This window comes from Streptomyces sp. NPDC090499, from assembly GCF_044769305.1.
Lineage (GTDB): Bacteria > Actinomycetota > Actinomycetes > Streptomycetales > Streptomycetaceae > Streptomyces.
Window position 1 is genome coordinate 19,649 of sequence record NZ_JBIVXP010000009.1, and the last position, 18,469, is coordinate 38,117.

The 18,469-nt window shown below is 73.6% G+C and carries 17 protein-coding genes; 8 read left to right on the plus strand and 9 right to left on the minus strand.

The window, feature by feature from the left end:
- Positions 1–90 precede the first annotated feature (90 nt).
- The gene (locus ACIQVL_RS29680; RefSeq protein WP_403436406.1) at positions 91–915 is read right to left on the minus strand and encodes an MOSC domain-containing protein; all 825 of its coding nucleotides are present in this window, start codon (positions 913–915) and stop codon (positions 91–93) included.
- 42 nt (positions 916–957) lie between these two features.
- On the minus strand, positions 958–1,416 hold the full coding sequence (locus ACIQVL_RS29685; protein WP_352362959.1) for a DUF6643 family protein: 459 nt from the start codon (positions 1,414–1,416) through the stop codon (positions 958–960).
- A gap of 297 nt (positions 1,417–1,713) precedes the next feature.
- Here ACIQVL_RS29685 and ACIQVL_RS29690 point away from each other — a divergent pair, with 297 nt between their 5' ends.
- The gene (locus ACIQVL_RS29690) at positions 1,714–3,000 is read left to right on the plus strand and encodes a TerD family protein (RefSeq protein WP_403476848.1); all 1,287 of its coding nucleotides are present in this window, start codon (positions 1,714–1,716) and stop codon (positions 2,998–3,000) included.
- 13 nt (positions 3,001–3,013) lie between these two features.
- On the opposite strand, the gene ACIQVL_RS29695 is transcribed toward ACIQVL_RS29690, so the two are convergent.
- Positions 3,014–4,207: a glycosyltransferase gene (locus ACIQVL_RS29695; protein ID WP_403476849.1), complete on the minus strand. Its 1,194-nt coding sequence runs from the start codon at positions 4,205–4,207 to the stop codon at positions 3,014–3,016.
- A gap of 39 nt (positions 4,208–4,246) precedes the next feature.
- On the opposite strand from ACIQVL_RS29695, the gene ACIQVL_RS29700 reads away from it, so the two are divergent.
- A complete protein-coding gene (locus ACIQVL_RS29700) occupies positions 4,247–5,038 on the plus strand; it encodes a glutamate racemase (RefSeq protein WP_403436414.1) in 792 nt (263 codons plus the stop codon).
- Between the two features lie 89 nt (positions 5,039–5,127).
- Entirely contained in the window at positions 5,128–5,685 is a 558-nt protein-coding gene (locus ACIQVL_RS29705; protein ID WP_403436417.1) for a hypothetical protein, read from the plus strand.
- A 231-nt stretch (positions 5,686–5,916) separates the two neighbouring features.
- Here ACIQVL_RS29705 and ACIQVL_RS29710 read toward each other — a convergent pair whose 3' ends face one another.
- The gene (locus tag ACIQVL_RS29710) at positions 5,917–6,927 is read right to left on the minus strand and encodes an O-antigen ligase family protein (protein WP_403436419.1); all 1,011 of its coding nucleotides are present in this window, start codon (positions 6,925–6,927) and stop codon (positions 5,917–5,919) included.
- Between the two features lie 206 nt (positions 6,928–7,133).
- Here ACIQVL_RS29710 and lnt point away from each other — a divergent pair, with 206 nt between their 5' ends.
- The 4 genes from lnt to ACIQVL_RS29730 all read left to right on the plus strand — a co-directional run bounded on the left by lnt (position 7,134) and on the right by ACIQVL_RS29730 (position 12,223).
- On the plus strand, positions 7,134–8,747 hold the full coding sequence (gene lnt / locus ACIQVL_RS29715) for an apolipoprotein N-acyltransferase (RefSeq protein WP_403476850.1): 1,614 nt from the start codon (positions 7,134–7,136) through the stop codon (positions 8,745–8,747).
- Positions 8,748–8,814: 67 nt separating this feature from the next.
- Positions 8,815–9,294, plus strand: coding sequence for an NUDIX hydrolase (locus ACIQVL_RS29720; protein WP_403476851.1), 480 nt, complete (start codon positions 8,815–8,817; stop codon positions 9,292–9,294).
- A 54-nt stretch (positions 9,295–9,348) separates the two neighbouring features.
- A complete protein-coding gene (locus ACIQVL_RS29725; RefSeq protein ID WP_403476852.1) occupies positions 9,349–10,173 on the plus strand; it encodes a 3-hydroxybutyrate dehydrogenase in 825 nt (274 codons plus the stop codon).
- Between the two features lie 76 nt (positions 10,174–10,249).
- Positions 10,250–12,223, plus strand: coding sequence for a helix-turn-helix domain-containing protein (locus ACIQVL_RS29730; protein WP_403476853.1), 1,974 nt, complete (start codon positions 10,250–10,252; stop codon positions 12,221–12,223).
- A 10-nt stretch (positions 12,224–12,233) separates the two neighbouring features.
- Here ACIQVL_RS29730 and ACIQVL_RS29735 read toward each other — a convergent pair whose 3' ends face one another.
- The 5 genes from ACIQVL_RS29735 to ACIQVL_RS29755 are packed head-to-tail and all read right to left on the minus strand — an operon-like array spanning position 12,234 to position 17,083.
- Entirely contained in the window at positions 12,234–13,241 is a 1,008-nt protein-coding gene (locus ACIQVL_RS29735; protein WP_403436428.1) for a sugar phosphate isomerase/epimerase family protein, read from the minus strand.
- Positions 13,242–13,280: 39 nt separating this feature from the next.
- On the minus strand, positions 13,281–14,423 hold the full coding sequence (locus ACIQVL_RS29740; protein ID WP_403476854.1) for a Gfo/Idh/MocA family protein: 1,143 nt from the start codon (positions 14,421–14,423) through the stop codon (positions 13,281–13,283).
- A gap of 4 nt (positions 14,424–14,427) precedes the next feature.
- Positions 14,428–15,549 carry a Gfo/Idh/MocA family protein gene (locus ACIQVL_RS29745; RefSeq protein WP_403476855.1) on the minus strand — a complete coding sequence of 374 codons (1,122 nt, stop codon included), beginning with the start codon at positions 15,547–15,549 and terminating at the stop codon, positions 14,428–14,430.
- Positions 15,534–16,211 (minus strand): ThuA domain-containing protein, encoded by a 678-nt coding sequence (locus ACIQVL_RS29750; protein WP_403436434.1) that lies wholly within the window; start codon positions 16,209–16,211, stop codon positions 15,534–15,536. The genes ACIQVL_RS29745 and ACIQVL_RS29750 overlap by 16 nt, the downstream gene beginning before the upstream one ends.
- Entirely contained in the window at positions 16,208–17,083 is an 876-nt protein-coding gene (locus tag ACIQVL_RS29755) for an NAD-dependent epimerase/dehydratase family protein (protein ID WP_403436435.1), read from the minus strand. Before ACIQVL_RS29755 ends, ACIQVL_RS29750 begins: the two co-directional genes overlap by 4 nt.
- A gap of 199 nt (positions 17,084–17,282) precedes the next feature.
- On the opposite strand from ACIQVL_RS29755, the gene ACIQVL_RS29760 reads away from it, so the two are divergent.
- Entirely contained in the window at positions 17,283–18,458 is a 1,176-nt protein-coding gene (locus tag ACIQVL_RS29760; protein WP_403476856.1) for a LacI family DNA-binding transcriptional regulator, read from the plus strand.
- The last annotated feature ends 11 nt before the right edge of the window (positions 18,459–18,469 follow it).

Sequence of the window (18,469 nt, forward strand, 5' to 3'; positions counted from 1 at the left end):
GGACCGCTCGGTCGCGGGACCGCTCGGTCGCGGGACCGCTCGGCCGCGGGACCGCCGGGCCACCGGCACCGCTCGGGCAGCAGCGGAGGCTCAGCCGAGGATCCGGACCGGGTCACCCACCCGGATCGTGCCGGGGGAGCGTGGTACCAGGTTCTGGCCGAAGACCAGCCGGCTGCCGAACCGGCGGTGCCGCGCCAGGGTCCGCAGCGGCTCCCGGCCGCGCTCGGCGGTGACCTGGTCGGTGGTGGTCACGACGCACCGCCCGCACATCTTGGCGACCCGGAACTCGACCTCGCCGATGGCGATGCGTTCCCAGTCGTCCTCCGCCCAGGCCGGGGTGGACCGCACGACCACGTTCGGCCGGAACCGGTTCATGGGCAGCGGACCCTCGTCGGGGTGCCCGCCCCGCGCGATCAGGGAGTTGAGGGCGTCCAGCGAGGACTGCGTGGTGACGAGCAGGGGATAGCCGTCCGCGAAGCTCACGGTCTCGCCCGGCAGCGCGTGGTCCGGGTCGATCGGGCGGCGGCTCGCGGGGTCGTCCATGTGGGCGAGGCGGACGTCGGCCTCCAGATATGCGCCGCACCACGTGTGGGCTGCCTCCGCCGCGAGGACCGCCTCCACCTTGGTGCCGAAGATGTCCACCGGTACGGTGCTCCCCGGATCGGGGACCGGCACCGTCAGGGGTGGGAGTCCGGGCGCGGACAGGCGTACGCCGCCGCCGGGCAGCGGCTCGGCAGCGGCGAGCGCGAGGCGCGGCTGCACGCGCTGGGTGACGACCTTTCCCCCGTCGTCGATCAGAACCCAGCGTCGGTCACCGGCCAGCCCCCAGGGCTCCACGACGGCCTCCCGGGGCGAGAAGCCCCGGAGCGACTTGACCGGGTGAACGTGGATCGACTGCAGTTCGGCCATCCCCATGACGCCATCGTGCCAGGTGGCACCGACATCGGGGGCTGCCGGTCAGTAGCCGCGGTACTGCTGCTGTTGCTGGTTGTTGTACGGGTCCTGGTACGGAGCCGCCTGCGCGGGGCGCGGAGCCGCTGGGCGCATCGCCTCGTAACCCGTGCCGCCCATCATCGGACGGGGCGGCTGCGGCTGCTGCGCGGGGTAGCCGCGCGGTCCCGTCGCCTGCTGGGGGATGTACGCCGTGGGCGCCTGCTGCAGCGGAGCGGGCTGCTGCATCTGCTGCGGGTAGCCGTAGCCCGGGGCCGGCTGGGAGGGACCGGCCGGGAGGGCGGGCAGTGCCGACGGCAGCGCGGGCAGGTTGCTGAAGCTGCTGGGCGCGTCGTAGGCGGGAGGAACCCGGATCGGGGCGATCTGAGGGGTGCCCCGTTCGGCCACGAGCGAGTCGTAGATCGGAGTGTCCGGGAAGGAGGCGGAGTAGTAGCCGCCGCCATAGGTGGAGCGGGGGGAGGTCATGGCACATAAGTTAAGCCCACGATGTGCTGGTTGGGGAGACCGATAAGAGGGTTGTTTTCCGTGTCGGCAGTGACGCTGGATCCCCAATCCGAGCGAACTCGGCAAAAAAGGACGGCAATCAACGTTTGGATCGCGTAAAGGCCGAGTTCCGAGCCGGTTACCGGCAGTTGGCCAGGGATCTTCCTGTGCCGCTCATGGGAGATCCCTGTCCCCGGGAATAGGTTGTGAGGGTAGGGATGACCTGGGGCGGCCGGGGTGTGTCCGGCGTGCCGACACATGATGGGGGCGGACATGTCAATGCCGAAAGGATCGAATACGCCGGTGCCGACCACGGCGCTGCGTGTCGAATTGGGCTGGCGCTCCGGCCCGGGTGCCCCCGACGCGGACGCCTCGGCGCTGCTGCTGGTCGCCGGGAAAGTGCGCTCCGACGGTGACTTCGTCTTCTACAACCAGCCCGTGCACGCCTCGGGCGCGGTCCGGCACGAGGGCAAGCGGCGCTCCGGCGACCTGGTCACCGACACTCTTTTCGTCGACCTCGCGCGGGTGGAGGCGCCGATCGAGCGGATCGTCCTCGCGGCCTCGGCCGACGGCGGAACGTTCGGGCAGGTCCAGGACCTCTACGTCGAGGTCCGGAACGCCGCCGACGGAGGCGTGGCCGCCCGGTTCGACAGCACGGGCGCCACGGTGGAAACCGCCTTCGTGCTCGGTGAGCTGTACCGCCGCCAGGGCGGCTGGAAGTTCCGCGCGGTGGGGCAGGGGTACGGCAGCGGGCTGGAAGGGCTCGCCACCGACTTCGGGATCACGGTGGACGAACCACAGCACCCGGCACAGCCGCCCATGCCGCAGGGAGCCCCGCCGTCCTCGTATCCGCTCGCCCCGTCAGTCCCTGCGCCGGCCCCGGCCCCTGCTCCGTCCCCGGTTCCAGCCCCTGCTCCGGTCGCCCCGCCGACCGCACCGGTGCGGCTGTCCAAGGTGACGCTCACCAAGGCGGCCCCCTCCGTCTCGCTGGCCAAACAGGGCGGCACCTCGGGCGCGCTGCGGGTCAACCTCAACTGGCAGATCCGTAAACAGCTCCCGGGCTGGGGCGGCCGGCACGGCGGGGCGGGCGACCTCGACCTCGACCTGTGCGCCCTGTACGAGCTCGCCGACGGCCGCAAGGGCGTCGTCCAGGCGCTGGGCAACGCCTTCGGCTCCGTGAACCGGCCCCCGTACATCCACCTCGACGGGGACGACCGCACCGGCGCCGTGTCCAGCGGCGAGAACCTCACCGTCAACCTCGATCACAAACAGGACTTCCGCCGCATCCTGGTCTTCGTCACGATCTACCAGGGCGCCACGTCCTTCGCCGACCTGCACGCCACGGTCACCCTCCAGCCCCAGCACGGCGCCCCGGTCGACTTCTCCCTGGACGAGTGCACGGTGCCCTCGACCGTGTGCGCGCTGGCGCTGCTCACCAACACCGGCGGCGACATCGTCGTACAGCGCGAGGCCCGCTACCTGGTCCCGGAGCGCGGGGTGAGCCCGCAGCGGACCGTCGACCGCGCCTACGGCTGGGGCATGAACTGGACGCCCGGCCGCAAGTGACCGGCGCGGCCGGTCAGCCCTCGTCGGTGACGGCGTCGGGGCGCGCGTACGTGCGGCCCTTCCAGGCCGCCCCGCGCCCCCGGTAGTGCTGCACCGCCGAGTCGACCGTCATGAGGAGGTAGAGGAACGCGGTGAACGGCAGCAGCGGGGCGAGCCACGGCGGCTGCCGGTAGTAGCGGAGCATCGGCAGGTACGTCGCGGCCATCACCAGCCAGGCCGCGGCGCCGGCGAGCAACGTAGGCGTGCTGCCGGTGACCGCCCCCGCCAGTACCGCCGCCGGCGGCACCAGGTAGACCAGCGCGAGACCGGCGACCGTACCGAGGAGCAGCAGCGGGTTGTGCCGCAGCTGCGCGTACGCGCTGCGGGAGACCATCCGCCACAGGTCGTGCAGGCGCGGATAGGGGCGCACGCTGTCCACCCGGTCGGCGAGCCCCAGCCAGACGTGCCCTCCGGTGCCCTTCACCGCGCGGGCGAGCGCCACGTCGTCGATCACGGCGTGCCGGATGGCGTCCGGGATGCGCGCCCGCTCCGCCGTGTCGGCACGCAGCAGGACGCAGCCGCCCGCCGCGGCCGCCGTGCGCGACCCCTTCCGGCCGATCCGGCGGAACGGGTAGAGCTGCGCGAAGAAGTAGACGAAGGCGGGCACCACGAGCCGTTCCCACACACTCGCCACCCGCAGCCGGGCCATCTGCGAGACGACGGCGAAGCCGCCGGTGCGGGCGGCCGCCACCAGCAGCCGCAGGCTGTCCTGCTCGTGCGCGATGTCGGCGTCCGTCAGCAGCAGGTACTCGGGGCCACGCGCGCGTGCCAGCGCGATGCCGTGCCGTACCGCCCACAGCTTGCCGGTCCAGCCCGTCGGCGGCTCACCCGGTGAGGTCACGGTCAGCGGCAGCCCACCGTGGCGCGCGGCCAGCTCCCGGGCCAGCTCACCGGTGCCGTCCGTACTGCCGTCGTCGACCAGGAACACCTCCGCCCGCCCCGGATAGTCCTGCGCCAGCAACGACGGCAGACTCAGGGGCAGTACGGCGGCCTCGTCCCGGGCCGGGACGACCACGCACACGTCCGGCCACTCGGCGGGCTCCCGCCGGGGCGGCAGCCGGACGTCGGTGCGCCAGAAGAAGCCCTGGCAGAGCAGCAGCCACAGCCAGGCGGCGAGGGACACGGCGGCGGTCCACGTGAAGACGCTCACGCGCGCAGTCTGCCCCATCGGGCCTGCTCCCAACGGCCCATCGTCTATCGTGGCCGGGTGAAGATCGCGCTCATCGACTCCGGAATCGGCCTGCTGGCGGCCACCGCAGCGGTACGGCGGCTGCGCCCCGACGCCGATCTCGTCCTCTCCTTCGACCCCGAGGGCATGCCCTGGGGGCCGCGCACCCCCGAAGGTGTCACCGAGCGCGCCCTGGCCGTCGCCGAGGCCGCCGCCGCCCGCAGGCCCGACGCGCTGATCATCGGCTGCAACACCGCGACCGTGCACTCCCTGCCCGCGCTGCGCGCGCGTCTGGAACCCGGCATCCCGGTCATCGGCACGGTCCCGGCGATCAAGCCGGCCGCCGCCGGCGGTGGTCACGTCGCGATCTGGGCGACCCCCGCGACCACGGGCAGCGCGTACCAGCGGGGCCTGATCGAGGACTTCGCCGGTGGCGTACCGGTCACGGAGGTGCCCTGCTGGGGACTGGCCGAGGCCGTCGAGCACGCCGACCAGGCCGCCATCGACGCCGCGGTGACCGCGGCGGCCCGGCTCACCCCCGGTGACGTGACGACCGTCGTCCTGGGCTGCACCCATTACGAACTCCTGGCGGAACGTATCCGCGCCGCCGTCCAGCGCCCCGGCGCCGCCCCCCTCGTCCTGCACGGCTCCGCCGGGGCCGTGGCCGCCCAGGCGCTGCGCCGGATCGGTGCGCAGCCCGCCCCCGACGCACCGGCCACCGGCACGGTGACGGTGCTGCTCAACGGCCGGGAGGGCGACCTGCCCGAGGCCGCGCTCGGCTATGCCGAGGCCCGCCTGCTGCGCACCGCCAGTCCTGCCGCGTCCCAGTGAACCGTCCGGGGCCGGCCGTACCCCCGATGTGAGCAGTCACCCTCCGCAACGCGGTACCCGCGCAGCGAAACCTGAGTAATCTCGTAGACATGAGGGACCACCCCCGCGACCACTCCCCGGACGAGGACGCCCCGCATCCGGATGTCTGGACCGGGCGCGCCACGAACCGGGTCCAGTGGCTGCTGGCGCTGGTCGGCGCGGCCTGCATGGCGCTCGGTATCGAACTGGCCGTGGACTCCGCCTGGAACTCGGGCGTCACCGCGCTCGTGATGGCCGTCGTGGGCTGTATCGCCGCCGGACTGCTGGTCCTCTTCGGCACCCTCGCCTTCGTCCACGTCGACCTGAGGCTCGACAGGGAGTGTCTCGAAGTCCGCTGCGGTCATATAGGAGTACCGCGCCGTCGCATTCCACTCTCCCATGTGGCCGGCGCCGACTTCTCCCCGCAGATCAACCCGCGCCACTGGGGCGGCTGGGGCTACCGCTGGCGCCCCGAGAAGGGCACGGCCGTGGTCGTCCGCCGTGGCGAGGGCATCGTGCTGCGTCTGTGGGACGGCCACACCTTCACGATCACCGTGGACAACGCCGAGTCCGCGGTGCGTGTCATCAGGGAGCGGCTGCGGACGATCACCCCGGGCACGGCGCACTGAGGCAGCAGGCCGTCCACAGGGCCGGACCACATGTGGCTGGGCCATGTGTGGTTGGACCATGTGTGGCGTGGCCGCATGCGGCTGGGTCGCACACCCCTACGGTCGCACCTGGTGCCGGGCGACACCGCAGGCCGGCGCAGTCGCACGGCTCCTCCCCGGTCGCACGGCTCACCCGCACGGTCGTACGGCTCACCCGCACGGTCGTACGGCTCACCCGCGCAGTCGTACGGCTCAACTTCCCTGCGCACCCGCCACCCAGGGCCGTGCCGTCGCCAGACCCGCCAGCAGGCCCGCGCCCACCGACACCGTGGTGAAGCTCAGCGCGTTGCCGACCGCGGCGATCACGGCCAGCGCGGTGAGTGCCGCGCCCGCCGTGAGGGCGACCGGGGTCGAGCGGGGGGACCGCCACAGGGCGTAGAGGATCCAGCAGAACGCGGTGGCCAGCAGCAGGACGCCGACCAGGCCCTGCTCGGCGGCCAACTGCAGCGGCGCGGAGTGCGGCTTGCCGTCCGGCGGCAGGGACCCGCCCGCGGTGCCGCTCAGCTCACCGAAACGCCCGGGGCCGACGCCCATGGCGCTGTTCCGGTGCGCGAGCCCCAGGGCGTCCCGCCAGAGCTGCACGCGGTGCTCCGTGAGCGGACCCTCCAGAGCGGAGGCGAGGCCCGTCGGCAGGACGTCCGCGGCGAGCGCCCAGACCATGCCCGTCACCAGCGCGGCCGCCAGTGCCAGCCCGGCGACGGCCGGACCCCGTCGCCGCATCCGGCCGGCGGCGAGGGAGCACAGCAGGACGACGGCACTGGCCGCGCAGCCGGCCGCCGAGCCCACGGCCGCCCCGGTCACCGCGATCCCGGCGGCCAGCGCCCGCAGCCCGAACCGCAGGGCCGGAACCGGCGTCGCCCACGCGGCGCAGCACGCGCCGCCGGACGCGAGTGCCAGCAGCGCCGCGACGGCGCCGGCCTGGCCGAGCGGGGCCGTGAGCTGGGGCCCCTGCGCCATCCGGGGCATCGCCACCGCGAACGCCAGCCCGGCCAGCGCGCCCGCACCCGGCGCGGCCACCGGCAGCAGCGCCCCGGACATCCGGCCCGCGGCATAACCGGCGGCCACCGCGAGCACCGCCAGCAGTACGCCCTCGGGCCGTCCGTCCCGGCCGGCCGCCGAGATCAGCGGCCATGCGGCGCACGCCCCGAGCACCACGACGCCCACCGCGTCAGAAACGTTTCGTCTGTCGTTGTCCGCATCCATGCCGACAGCGGACGTCGTCCCGGTCGACCCCACCGTCGCCCCCCCCCGTACCCCGGTCCCCCGACCTGCGGCGGGCCCCGCCGCCCGCCTCGGCACACCGTAACCGGTGATGCCCGCTTTGTGGATGACTTGCGCGGGAACGGTGTGATTCCTGCCCGCCAGGACCGTGCTGTCGACCGCAAGGTCAACCGCCGTACACTCCCGGAGTGACCGTCACCGCAACTTCCGTGGACCAGTCGGACCAGCTCACGCCGCGTCCCGCGCCCCGCGCCCGCGCGCTCCGGCTGCTCCGCCGCCTGGCCCCGGCCGCCGCCTCCGCGCTCAGCGGAGTGCTGCTGTACGTCAGCTTCCCGCCGCGCACCCTGTGGTGGCTGGCCCTGCCCGCGTTCGCCGGATTCGCGTGGGTGCTGCGCGGCCGCTCCTGGAAGGCGGCTCTCGGCCTCGGCTATGTCTTCGGGCTCGGCTTCCTGCTGCCCCTGCTGGTGTGGACCGGTGTCGAGGTCGGCCCCGGGCCGTGGCTCGCGCTGGTGGCCATCGAGGCGATCTTCATCGCGCTGGTGGGGGTGGGGGTGGCCGCGGTCTCCAAGCTGCCGGCCTGGCCCGTGTGGGCGGCCGCCATATGGATCGCGGGCGAGGCGGCACGCGCGCGTGTCCCCTTCCGCGGCTTCCCCTGGGGCAAGATCGCCTTCGGTCAGGCGGACGGGGTCTTCCTGCCGCTGGCCGCGGTGGGAGGCACCCCGGTGCTGGGTTTCGCGGTCGTCCTGTGCGGGTTCGGTCTGTACGAGGCGGGGCGGCTGGCCGTCGAGGGCCGGCGCACCCGTGAGGTCCGGCGCGGGGCGGCGGCCGTGGCCCTGCTGAGCGTGGCCGTGCCCGTGGTGGGCGCGGTCGCGGCGCGGGGCCTGGTGAGCGACAAGGCCGAGGACGGTTCGGTCACCGTTGCCGTCATCCAGGGCAACGTGCCGCGGGCCGGCCTGGACTTCGCGTCGCAGCGGCAGGCCGTGCTGGACTACCACGTGAAGGAGACGCTCAAGCTGGCCGCCGACGTCAAGGCTGGCAAGGCCGCCAAGCCGGACTTCGTGCTGTGGCCGGAGAACTCCTCCGACGTCGACCCGTTCTCCGACGCCGACGCGGCCGCCGTGATCGACGGGGCCGCCAAGGCGATGGGCGTGCCCATCTCGGTCGGCGGGGTCGTCGAGCGGGGCGGCAAACTGCTCAACGAGCAGATCCTGTGGGACCCGGTCAAGGGCCCGACCTCGACGTACGACAAGCGGCAGATCCAGCCCTTCGGCGAGTACCTCCCGCTGCGCGGACTGGTCGGCGCGATCAACAAGGACTGGACCAGCATGGTCCGCCAGGACTTCAGCCGGGGCACCAAGCCCGGTGTGTTCGACATCGACGGCACCAAGGTCGGCCTCGCCACCTGCTACGAGGCCGCCTTCGACTGGGACGTGCGGGACACCGTCACGCACGGCGCGGAGATGATCTCCGTGCCCAGCAACAACGCCACCTTCGACCGCAGCGAGATGACCTACCAGCAGCTCGCCATGTCCCGGATCCGCGCGGTCGAGCACAGCCGGACCGTCACCGTGCCGGTGACCAGCGGCGTCAGCGCGGTCATCATGCCGGACGGGAAGATCACCCAGAAGACCGGCATGTTCGTGCCCGCCTACCTGGTGCAGAAGGTGCCGCTGCGCACCTCCGAGACGCCCGCGACCAGGCTGGGCATCCTCCCCGAGATCGCGTTGGTGCTGGTCGCGGCGGGCGGAGTCGGCTGGGCGATCGGGGCCGGGATGCGCGGCCGGCGCGCCGGTGACGCGTAGCCGTACACCCGCTGTACGCCCCGTGGCTTCGGCCGGGTGCGCGGAACCGGGCCGTTAGGGTCGGCTCATGGCTACTCCTGACTTCATCCGCACGATCCGGGCCGCCGCCGGGCAGCAGCTCCTCTGGCTGCCCGGGATCACCGCCATCGTCTTCGACGACGCGGGCAGAGTGCTGCTCGGCCGCCGTACCGACACCCGCAAGTGGTCGGTCATCGGCGGTATTCCGGAGCCGGGGGAGCAGCCTGCGGCCTGTGCCGTGCGGGAGGTCTTCGAGGAGACGGCGGTGCGCTGTGTCGCCGAGCGGGTGGTCCTCGTCCAGGCGCTGAACCCCGTCACCTACCCGAACGGCGACGTCTGCCAGTACATGGACATCACCTTCCGCTGCCGGGCCGTCGGCGGCGAGGTGCGCGTGAACGACGACGAGTCGCTGGAGGTGGCCTGGTTCGACGTGGACGCCCTGCCGGAGCTGAACGAGTTCGGGGTGTTCCGGATCAAGCAGGCCATGTCGGATGCACCGACATGGTTCGACGCTACGGCTTTCAGCTGAAGTATGTGTGTTGACGCCATGTGGGAGCGGGGGGCCGCCACCTAGGGTCGACCCATGAGTTCGCCCACCCCCCGCTCCACCGCCGTCCCCGGCCCCGTACCCGTCCCGGACCTGCGCGGTCGCACCGCTCTCGTCACGGGTGCCGCCGGGGGCATCGGCCGCGCCTGCGCCCTGCGTCTCGCGGCCGCCGGCGCCCGGGTCAGAGCCGTCGACCGGGACGAGCCGGGACTGGCCGCGCTGGCGGACTCGGCCGGGCGCGACCTGGACCCGGCGGGCGGCGGGGCCGTCGAACCGTACGTCCTCGACCTCACCGACCTGGATGCGGCCGAACGCGCGGCGGCCGGCACCGACGTCCTCGTCAACAACGCGGGCATCCAGCTGGTCCGCCCCATCGAGGAGTTCCCGCCGGACGTCTTCCACACCGTACTGACCGTGATGCTGGAGGCGCCGTTCCGGCTCATCAGGGGCGCGCTGCCGCACATGTACGGGCAGGGCTGGGGGCGGATCGTGAACGTGTCCTCCGTCCACGGGCTGCGCGCCTCCCCCTACAAGTCCGCCTATGTGGCCGCCAAACACGGTCTGGAGGGTCTGTCGAAGACGGCCGCCCTGGAGGGCGGGCCCCATGGGGTGACCTCCAACTGTGTGAACCCGGGCTATGTGCGCACCCCGCTGGTCGAGAAGCAGCTCGCCGACCAGGCACGGGCGCACGGCATCCCCGAGGAGCGGGTGCTGTCCGAGGTCCTCCTGACCGACAGCGCCGTCAAGCGGCTCGCCGAACCGGAGGAGGTCGCCGAGGCCGTGGCCTATCTCTGCGGCCCCCAGGCATCCTTCGTCACCGGCACCTCGCTGGTGCTCGACGGCGGCTGGACGGCCCACTGAGGGAGCGGAACGCATCGGCCGGGCGAGTTTTCCACAGGCCCGACGGCCCGGAGCGACGATGCGGAATCCTGGGAGCATGTCTCGCGATCACGTGCAGTCCGCCCGGCGGCCGGCCCCGGCCCCGGCCCAGGCGGCCGGTGTCCTCGACCCGGGCGGCGAAGCGCCCCGGGATGCCGAACCGGCGTACCTCGAACTACTGGCCAGGGGCGCCTCGGCGGAGGCGTACGAGCAGCCGGTGCTGCTCGCCCGCGCCGAGAACCGGCCGCCGGAGCGGATCGCCGCCCTGGAGCGGGCCAAGCTCCTCGCGCTGCGGGTGCGCACCGAGCTGGAGGGCAGACGCCGACGCGAGGCCGAGCTGTCCGCCCTGTTCGAGACCGCGCACGACCTGGCGGGACTGCGGGACGTGGACGCCGTGCTCCAGGCCATCGTCCAGCGCGCCCGCGCCCTGCTCGGCACCGACGTCGCCTACCTGAGCCTGAACGACCCGGCCCGCGGCGACACCTACATGCGGGTGACCGAGGGCTCGGTCGCCGCCCGCTTCCAGCAGCTGCGGCTGGGCCTGGGGGAGGGGCTCGGCGGACTCGTCGCACAGACCGCGCGGCCGTACGTCACCGACGACTACTTCAAGGACGACCGCTTCCAGCACACGCTCCCCATCGACGCCGGAGTGCGCGACGAGGGGCTGGTCGCCATCCTCGGCGTACCGCTCATGCTCGGGCCGCAGGTCATCGGGGTGCTGTTCGCGGCGGACCGGCGGGCCCGCGTCTTCGAACGGGAGCAGATCGCGCTGCTCGGCTCCTTCGCCGCGCTCGCCGCGGCCGCCATCGACACGGCGAACCTGCTCACCGAGACCCGGTCGGCCATGGCCGGACTGGAACGGGCCAACGAGATCATCAAGGACCACAGCGCGGTCATCGAGCGTGCCTCGGACATCCACGACCGGCTCGCCGAACTCGTGCTGCGCGGCGGCCAGGTCCAGGACCTGGCCGCCGCCGTCTCCCAGGTCCTCGGCGGCACGGTCGAGTTCACCGGCACCGCCGACCCCCGGTCGCTGGAGACGTCGCGCACGGAGGGGCACGCGGTACGGCACGGCGGCGACTGGATCGCCGCAGTCGCCGCGGGCGGTGAACTCCTCGGCGCGCTGGTGCTGCGCGGCCGTCCCGGCCTCGACCCCGTCGACCAGCGCACCCTGGAGCGCGCCGCGATGGTCACCTCACTGCTCCTGCTGGCCCGCCGCTCCGCCGCCGAGGCCGAACAGCGGGTGCGCGGCGAGCTGCTTGACGACCTCCTCGACGCCCGCGACCGCGAACCGCGCCAACTGCGGGACCGCGCAGCCCGGTTGCACGCCGACCTCGACGCCACCCACGTCGTGCTCGCCGCCCGCCCGGAAAGCCCGGTGGCGGACGCCGAGGAGGCGGCGGCCGCGCGCCGCCGGCTGTGGTCGGCCGCCTCCCACCTCGCCGGCACCCGGCACGGCCTGGCCGCCGCCCGCGACGGCGGCACCGTCCTGCTGCTGCCCCTCGACCCCGGCGACACCGCCGCCGACGTGGCCCGCCGCACCGCCCGGCACCTCGGCACCGCCGTCCGCCGGCCGGTGACCGTCGGCGCCTCCGCCCCCGTCACCGACCTCGCCACCCGCCCCGACACCGTGGCCGCCGCCTACGCCGAGGGCCGCCGCTGCCTGGACGCGCTGAACCTCCTCGGCCGGGGCGGCGACGGCGCCGCCGCCGAGGACTTCGGCTTCCTCGGCCTGCTGCTCGCCGGGGAACGGGACGTCGCCGCTTTCGTCACCCGCACCATCGGCCCGGTCGTCGCCTACGACAGGCGGCGCGGCACGGAACTGCTGCGCACCCTCGACGCCTACTTCGCCTGCGGGATGAGCCCGGCCCGCACGAAGGACGAGCTCCACGTCCACGTGAACACGGTGGCCCAGCGGCTGGAGCGGGTGGCCCGCCTCCTCGGCGACGACTGGCAGAGTCCGGCCCGCGCCCTGGAGATCCAGCTCGCGCTCCGGCTGCACCGGCTGGGGGCACCGCCGGAGCGCGGCTGACCGCGGTGCGTCAGGAGTTCCGGCTGAACGCCGAGTCGAAGGAGCCGGCGGCCGGTTCGATCCGGGTGAGCTCCCGGACCCGGGCCAGCGCGTCGGGCGCGCCGGCGAGCCGGTCCATGCCGGCGTCCTCCCACTCCACGGAGATCGGTCCCGGGTATCCGATCGAGTTGAGCATCCGGAAGCAGGCCTCCCAGGGCACGTCACCGTGGCCGGTGGAGACGAAGTCCCAGCCGCGCCGCGGGTCGCCCCAGGGCAGCTGGGAGCCCAGGCGGCCGTTGCGGCCGTCCAGTCGGCGTACCGCGTCCTTGCAGTCGACGTGGTAGATCCGCTCCCGGAAGTCGTACAGGAAGCCGACCGGGTCCAGATCCTGCCAGACGAAGTGCGAGGGGTCGAAGTTCAGGCCGAACGCCGGGCGGTGGCCGATGGCCTCCAGGGTGCGCACGGTGGTCCAGTAGTCGTAGGCGATCTCCGAGGGGTGCACCTCGTGCGCGAAGCGGACCCCCTCGGCGTCGAAGACGTCCAGGATCGGGTTCCAGCGCTCGGCGAAGTCGGTGTAGCCGCGCTCGATCATCTCCGCGGGGACGGGCGGGAACATGGCGACGGTGTGCCAGATCGAGGAACCGGTGAAGCCGACCACGGTCTTCACGCCGAAGGCGGCCGCGGCCCGCGCGGTGTCCTTGATCTCCGCGGCGGCCCGCCGGCGTACTCCCTCCGCCTCGCCGTCGCCCCAGATCCGGTCCGGCAGGATCGCCTGATGGCGCTCGTCGATGGGGTGGTCGCAGACGGCCTGCCCGGTGAGGTGGCAGGAGACGGTCCAGACCTGCAGGCCGTACTTGTCCAGCAGGGCGCGCAGCCCCGGCAGGTAGCCGGCCTCTCGCAGCGCGCGGTCGACCTCGAAGTGACCGCCCCAGGTGGCGAGTTCGAGACCGTCGTAGCCCCAGTCGGCGGCCAGCCGGCAGATCTCCTCCAGCGGCAGGTCGGCGAACTGGCCGGTGAACAGGGTGACGGGTCGTGGCATGGTGGCTCCTGTTCCGCAGTGGTCGGGTGGTGGTGTGCCTCAGTCGGTCACGGCCGTCCAGACGCTGGCGGTGCGGGCGCTGGCGGCGACGGCGTCCAGGACGCGCTGGACGCGCAGGCCCTCGGCGAACGACGGGGTCGGGTCGGCCCCGGCCGCGATCGCCTCCACCAGGTCCTTGACCTGGTGCGTGAAGGTGTGTTCATAGCCGAGCACGTGGCCGGCCGGCCACCAGGCGGCGGCGTACGGATGCTCGGGCTCGGTGGCCAGGACGCGGCGGAAGCCCGCCGTGCGGCTGCTCTCGGTGCGGTCGTGGAAGCCGAGTTCGTTGAGCGATTCGAGGTCGAACACGAGCGCCCCGAGCTCGCCGTCCACCTCGATCCGCAGGGCGTTCTTGCGGCCGGTGGCGAAGCGGGTGGCCTCGAAGACGCCGAGCGCGCCGCCGCCGAAGCGGGCGGTGAAGGCGGCGGCGTCGTCGACGGTGACCGGCCGGCGGCCACCCGCCGGGTCCGGGCGTTCGGCGACGAAGGTCTCCAGCACCGCGCTCACGCCCGTGATCGGCTCACCGGTGAGGAACTGGGCCAGGTCGACGGCGTGCGCGCCCAGGTCGCCCAGCGAGCCGCTGCCCGCCCGCTCGGCGCGCAACCGCCAGGTCAGCGGCGCCTCGGGGTCCACCAGCCAGTCCTGGAGGTACTGCGCGCGCACATGCCGGATCCGGCCCAGCCGGCCCTCGGCCACGAGCTGCCGGGCCAGCGAGATCGCCGGAACGCGGCGGTAGTTGAAGCCGACCGCCGCCCGCGCCCCGTGCGCGGCGCGGGCCTGCCGTGCCGCCGCGGTCATCGCCTCCGCCTCGGCGAGTGTGTTCGCCAGCGGCTTCTCGCACAGGACGTGCTTCCCGGCGGCCAGCGCGGCCAGGGCGATCTCGGCGTGGCTGTCGCCGGGGGTGCAGATGTCGATCAGGTCGATGTCGTCCCGCGCGACCAGCCGTTTCCAGTCCGTCTCGGTGCCCGCCCAGCCCTGGCGGTCGGCGGCGGCCCGCAACTCCGCGGGGGAGCGCCCGCACACGGCGGTCAGCTCGGGCCGCAGCGGCAGCTCGAAGAAGCACGGCGCGGTACGCCAGGCATGGGCGTGCGCGGCACCCATGAAGGCGTAGCCGACCATCCCGACCCGCAGTGTCCCGGCCATGCGGTCAGGCCTCCTCGGGCCGGGCGCCCGCGGGGACGGCCGCCGGGCGCTCGCAGTCGCTGGTGATCCGTACCGCGTGGCCGCTCTGGCCGGCGGCGAGGAGCGACTCCATCACGTCCAGGACGTGCTGGGCGAGTTGCCCGGACGCGCGGTGCGGGGTGCCTGCGGACAGGGCGCGGGCCAGGTCGGAGACGCCGTAGCCGCGGGAGGCGCCGGTGTATCCGCCGCGGACGGGAAGGTCCTCCCAGCCGTCGCCCTCGGCGCGGAAGAGCCGTACCTGGCCGTCGAAGCCGTTGGGATCGGGCACGGACAGCGAGCCCGCGGTGCCGTAGACCTCGATCCGGGGCAGCTGGGCGGCCCACACCTCGAAGCTCATCACCAGCGTGGACAGCGTGCCGTTCGCGTGCTCCAGCACGCCGGTGACATGGGTGGCAACCTCGACGGGGAAGTCCGTTCCGGCGCGCGGGCCGCTGCCGATGGTCCGGGTGGAGCGGACGGTGGAGGAGAAGCCGGTGACCCGGCGTACCGGGCCGAGGAGGGTGACCAGGGCGGTGAGGTAGTAGGGGCCCATGTCGAGCAGCGGGCCGCCGCCCGGCCGGTAGTAGAACTCCGGCGCCGGGTGCCAGCGTTCGTGGCCGGGCGTGGTCATGAACGCGGTGGCCGCGACCGGCGCGCCGATGTCCCCGGCGTCCAGGGCGGCCCGGGCGGTCTGGACGCCCGTGCCGAGGACGGTGTCCGGGGCGCAGCCGACCCGCACCCCCGCCCGTTCGGCCGCGTCCAGCACGGCGCGTGCCTCGGCCGTGGTGGCGGCCAGCGGCTTCTCCCCGTAGACGTGCTTGCCGGCGGCGATCGCCGCGTGGGCGACCTCGGCATGGGCGGCCGGGACGGTGAGGTTGAGGACCAGGTCGACGTCGTCGGCCGCGCAGAGCTCGGGCAGTGCCAGCGCCCGGGCGCCGGGGACGTCGGCCGCGGCCGCCTTGGCGCGCTCCAGGTCGAGGTCGGCGACGGCGGTGAGCCGCAGGTTCTCCAGCCGGGGAAAGGTCCTGAGGTACGCGCCGCTGATCTGGCCGGCGCCCACCAGACCGATCCGCAGCGGGTTGTCACGGTTGTTCAGCGGGTCGCCCATCGCATGCCCCTCTTCAGCATGGTGTCGACCTCGGGAACGTCGAGGTCGGCGAGGTTGTGTCCGATCGTGATGACGAAGACCCGGCCCGCGCCCCAGCGGCGGGTCCAGACGACCGGGACCACGGTTGCGTCGAGTTCGGGGTGGTCCGGGTCCGGCTCGTACACGGAGTCGGCGAGGACCTCCGCGGCCGGGTCCATGTGGAGGTAGTACTGCTCGGTGGTGACGGTGAACGGCTCGATCCCGGCCAGGACCGGGTGCCCGGCGTGCTCCGGCCGCGGCCGGACCTCGTACGTGCTGAACCGGCGCGGATGGTGGACGAACTGGCCGCCCGTCATGAGCTGGTACCGGGTGTCCGAGCGGAAGGCGTCCACGATGCCGCCGTGCCATCCGGCAAGCCCGGTGCCCGCCCGGACGGCGGCCGCGAGGCCGGCCGACTGCTCGCCGGTGATCGAGCCCATCGTCCAGCACTGCACGATCAGATCGGTGCCGGCCAGCAGCCCGGCGTCGAGGTAGCTGTCCAGGGTGTCGGAGACGGTGACGGCGTATCCGTCCTCCTTGAGTGCGGCGGCACAGCGGTCGCCGGCCGGGACCGGCACATGGCCGTCCCAGCCGCCGCGTACCACCAGGGCGTGTTTGGGTGTCGTCCCGGGTTGCTCGGTCATGGCGTGCTGGTCCCTTCTGAGTCGGGCAGTTGCCGCCACCGCTCCTCGGCCGTGAAGCCGAGCAACTCGCGACTGCGGCTCAGGGAGTAGGGGGTGCCGAAGCCCTCGGGGACCTCGGTCACGGGGGTGTCGGGGTGGTAGCGGTGCAGGAGGTCGCGGGTGGGCCGGAGCGAGGTGGTGTCGGGGGCGGTGACGTTGACGAGGTGGTGGCCGGCCGGGGCGCGGTCGAGGGCGGCGAGGACCGCCCGGGCCGCGTCCGCCGTGTGCAGCCAGGCCCACAGACCGAGGCGGTCGTGGCCGGGATCCCGGTGCACCCGGTCGAGGTGCCGACGCAGCCGTGCACCGCTGCCGATGAACGGGAAACGCAGGCTGAGCACGCTCATCCCGTCGCCCGCGTACTTCCGGGCCGTCGTCTCGGCGATCAACTCGCCGATACGCTTGGAGAGTCCGTAGACGTCCTCGGCGAGACAGGGGTGCTCCTCGGTGACCGGGATCGCGGCGGGCGACCGGTCCGTCCGGGACCAGGCGAGGCCCAGCGCGGAGAGGCTGGAGACGTACACCAGCCGGCGCACTCCCGCCCGGGCCGCCGCGTCGAGCACCCGCCAGGTGCCCTCCACGTTGATGGTGAACACCTCGTCCGGGGTGCCCATGGTGGGCGCGGGCAGGGCCGCGGCGTGCACCACCGCGTCCACGCCGTCGACCAGCGGCCCGATCGACGCGGGCTCGCGCAGATCACCCAGCAGGGTCTCGTCGGCCACGAGCCCGTCCGGCCGGACGCGGTCGTGTGCGCGCACCTGCGCGCCGCTGTCGGCGAGTTGCCGGACGACTTCACGCCCGAGCATCCCTGCCGCACCGGTGACCAGGACTTTCACGTCGGATGTGCCCTTTCCGATGGCAGGCGAGCGTGACGCCGGACGATCGAGACCTTAGGAACCGGCCAATTAGCATGTCAATACTCGTGAATGAGCTGTCATGAACGGCTACTAGTCGGTCGGGGCGCGAGATTGACATGCTAAATTGGCGCGCACCGAGATCCCCACCGAGATCCCAGCCAGCCTCAGGAGGCCGATCGTGGACGGCGGCAGACCCGGAGGCGGCGCGGCCGACGACACACCTCGCCCCCCGCTCTACGCGCAGGTCAAGCGCACGCTCCTGGAGGCCATCGCCTCCGGTGAGTACTCGCCGGGCGTGCCCTTCGTGACCCAGCGGGAGATCTGCGAGCGGTTCGGTGTCAGCCATGCCACCGCGGTGCGCGCGCTGAACGAACTCGCCGCCGAGGGCTGGGTGGTGCGCCGTCGCGGTCTCGGCACCTTCGTCGCCGAGCAGCCCGGCCGGGGAGTGCGCCGCGGCGGCGGGAGCGCCGACCGCGCCATCGCCTGCATCCTGCAGTTCCAGGGCCCGCACGTCTCCCAGCTCCTGGCCGGCGTCGAGGCAGCCTGTGCCGAACTCGGCTACCGGCTCTACCTGCGGCACTGCGAGGGTGACCCGGAGCGCGAGAGCCGCGCCCTCCTGGACGCCGTCCGGGACGGGGTGAGCGGCATCGTCGTCTACCCTGCGGAGGGCACGGGCGGCCACGAGGGCTGGACGGAGGTCGAGCGCGCCGGCGTGCCGCTGGTGATGGCGGACCGCTACCGTCCCGACCTGGCCCACGACGCCGTCGTCGCCGACAACACGGCCGTCGGACGGGAGCTGACGAAGGCTCTGATCGCCGCCGGGCACCGCACCATCGCCACCCTGTGGGACGAGACCGACACCAGCAGCGTCCGCGACCGGCTCGCCGGCCATGTCGGGGCGCTGCGGCAGGCCGGGCTGCCGATCCGGCCCGACCTCACGGTGCTGCGCCGCTACCGCGACCTCCCGCCCGATCAGCGCCGCGCCCGGCTGGCCGCGCTGCTCGGCGGGGACAGCCCGCCGGACGTCCTGCTCTGCTCCAACGGCTATGTGCTGGCCGCCGCCGCGCACGACCTGGCCGCGCTCGGCTACGAGGTCCCGGAAGACGTCGAGCTGGCCGGCATGGACGACGCGGGCCCCTTCGACGTACTCCCGCTCACCGTGGCCGCGGTCTCGCTGCCCTCCCGGGAGATCGGCGACACCGCGATGCGCCTGCTGCACCGCCGGGTCACCGAGCGGGCGGCCGGCCGGTCGACGGCCCCCGCCCCAGAGGTGACGGTGCTCCCGGTCACCGTGACCACCCGCCCCCCGACCGCCGCCCACCTGCGGATCGTCGGTGGCACCGCCCTCACGTAGCCGTCCGCCGG

Coding starts and splice junctions, on each gene's coding strand:
- ACIQVL_RS29680 (WP_403436406.1), bottom strand. CDS start 915: ATGGGGATGGCCGAACTGCAGTCGATCCACGTTCACCCGGTCAAGTCG.
- ACIQVL_RS29685 (WP_352362959.1), bottom strand. CDS start 1,416: ATGACCTCCCCCCGCTCCACCTATGGCGGCGGCTACTACTCCGCCTCC.
- ACIQVL_RS29690 (WP_403476848.1), top strand. CDS start 1,714: ATGCCGAAAGGATCGAATACGCCGGTGCCGACCACGGCGCTGCGTGTC.
- ACIQVL_RS29695 (WP_403476849.1), bottom strand. CDS start 4,207: ATGGGGCAGACTGCGCGCGTGAGCGTCTTCACGTGGACCGCCGCCGTG.
- ACIQVL_RS29705 (WP_403436417.1), top strand. CDS start 5,128: ATGAGGGACCACCCCCGCGACCACTCCCCGGACGAGGACGCCCCGCAT.
- ACIQVL_RS29710 (WP_403436419.1), bottom strand. CDS start 6,927: ATGGATGCGGACAACGACAGACGAAACGTTTCTGACGCGGTGGGCGTC.
- ACIQVL_RS29720 (WP_403476851.1), top strand. CDS start 8,815: ATGGCTACTCCTGACTTCATCCGCACGATCCGGGCCGCCGCCGGGCAG.
- ACIQVL_RS29725 (WP_403476852.1), top strand. CDS start 9,349: ATGAGTTCGCCCACCCCCCGCTCCACCGCCGTCCCCGGCCCCGTACCC.
- ACIQVL_RS29730 (WP_403476853.1), top strand. CDS start 10,250: ATGTCTCGCGATCACGTGCAGTCCGCCCGGCGGCCGGCCCCGGCCCCG.
- ACIQVL_RS29735 (WP_403436428.1), bottom strand. CDS start 13,241: ATGCCACGACCCGTCACCCTGTTCACCGGCCAGTTCGCCGACCTGCCG.
- ACIQVL_RS29740 (WP_403476854.1), bottom strand. CDS start 14,423: ATGGCCGGGACACTGCGGGTCGGGATGGTCGGCTACGCCTTCATGGGT.
- ACIQVL_RS29745 (WP_403476855.1), bottom strand. CDS start 15,549: ATGGGCGACCCGCTGAACAACCGTGACAACCCGCTGCGGATCGGTCTG.
- ACIQVL_RS29750 (WP_403436434.1), bottom strand. CDS start 16,211: ATGACCGAGCAACCCGGGACGACACCCAAACACGCCCTGGTGGTACGC.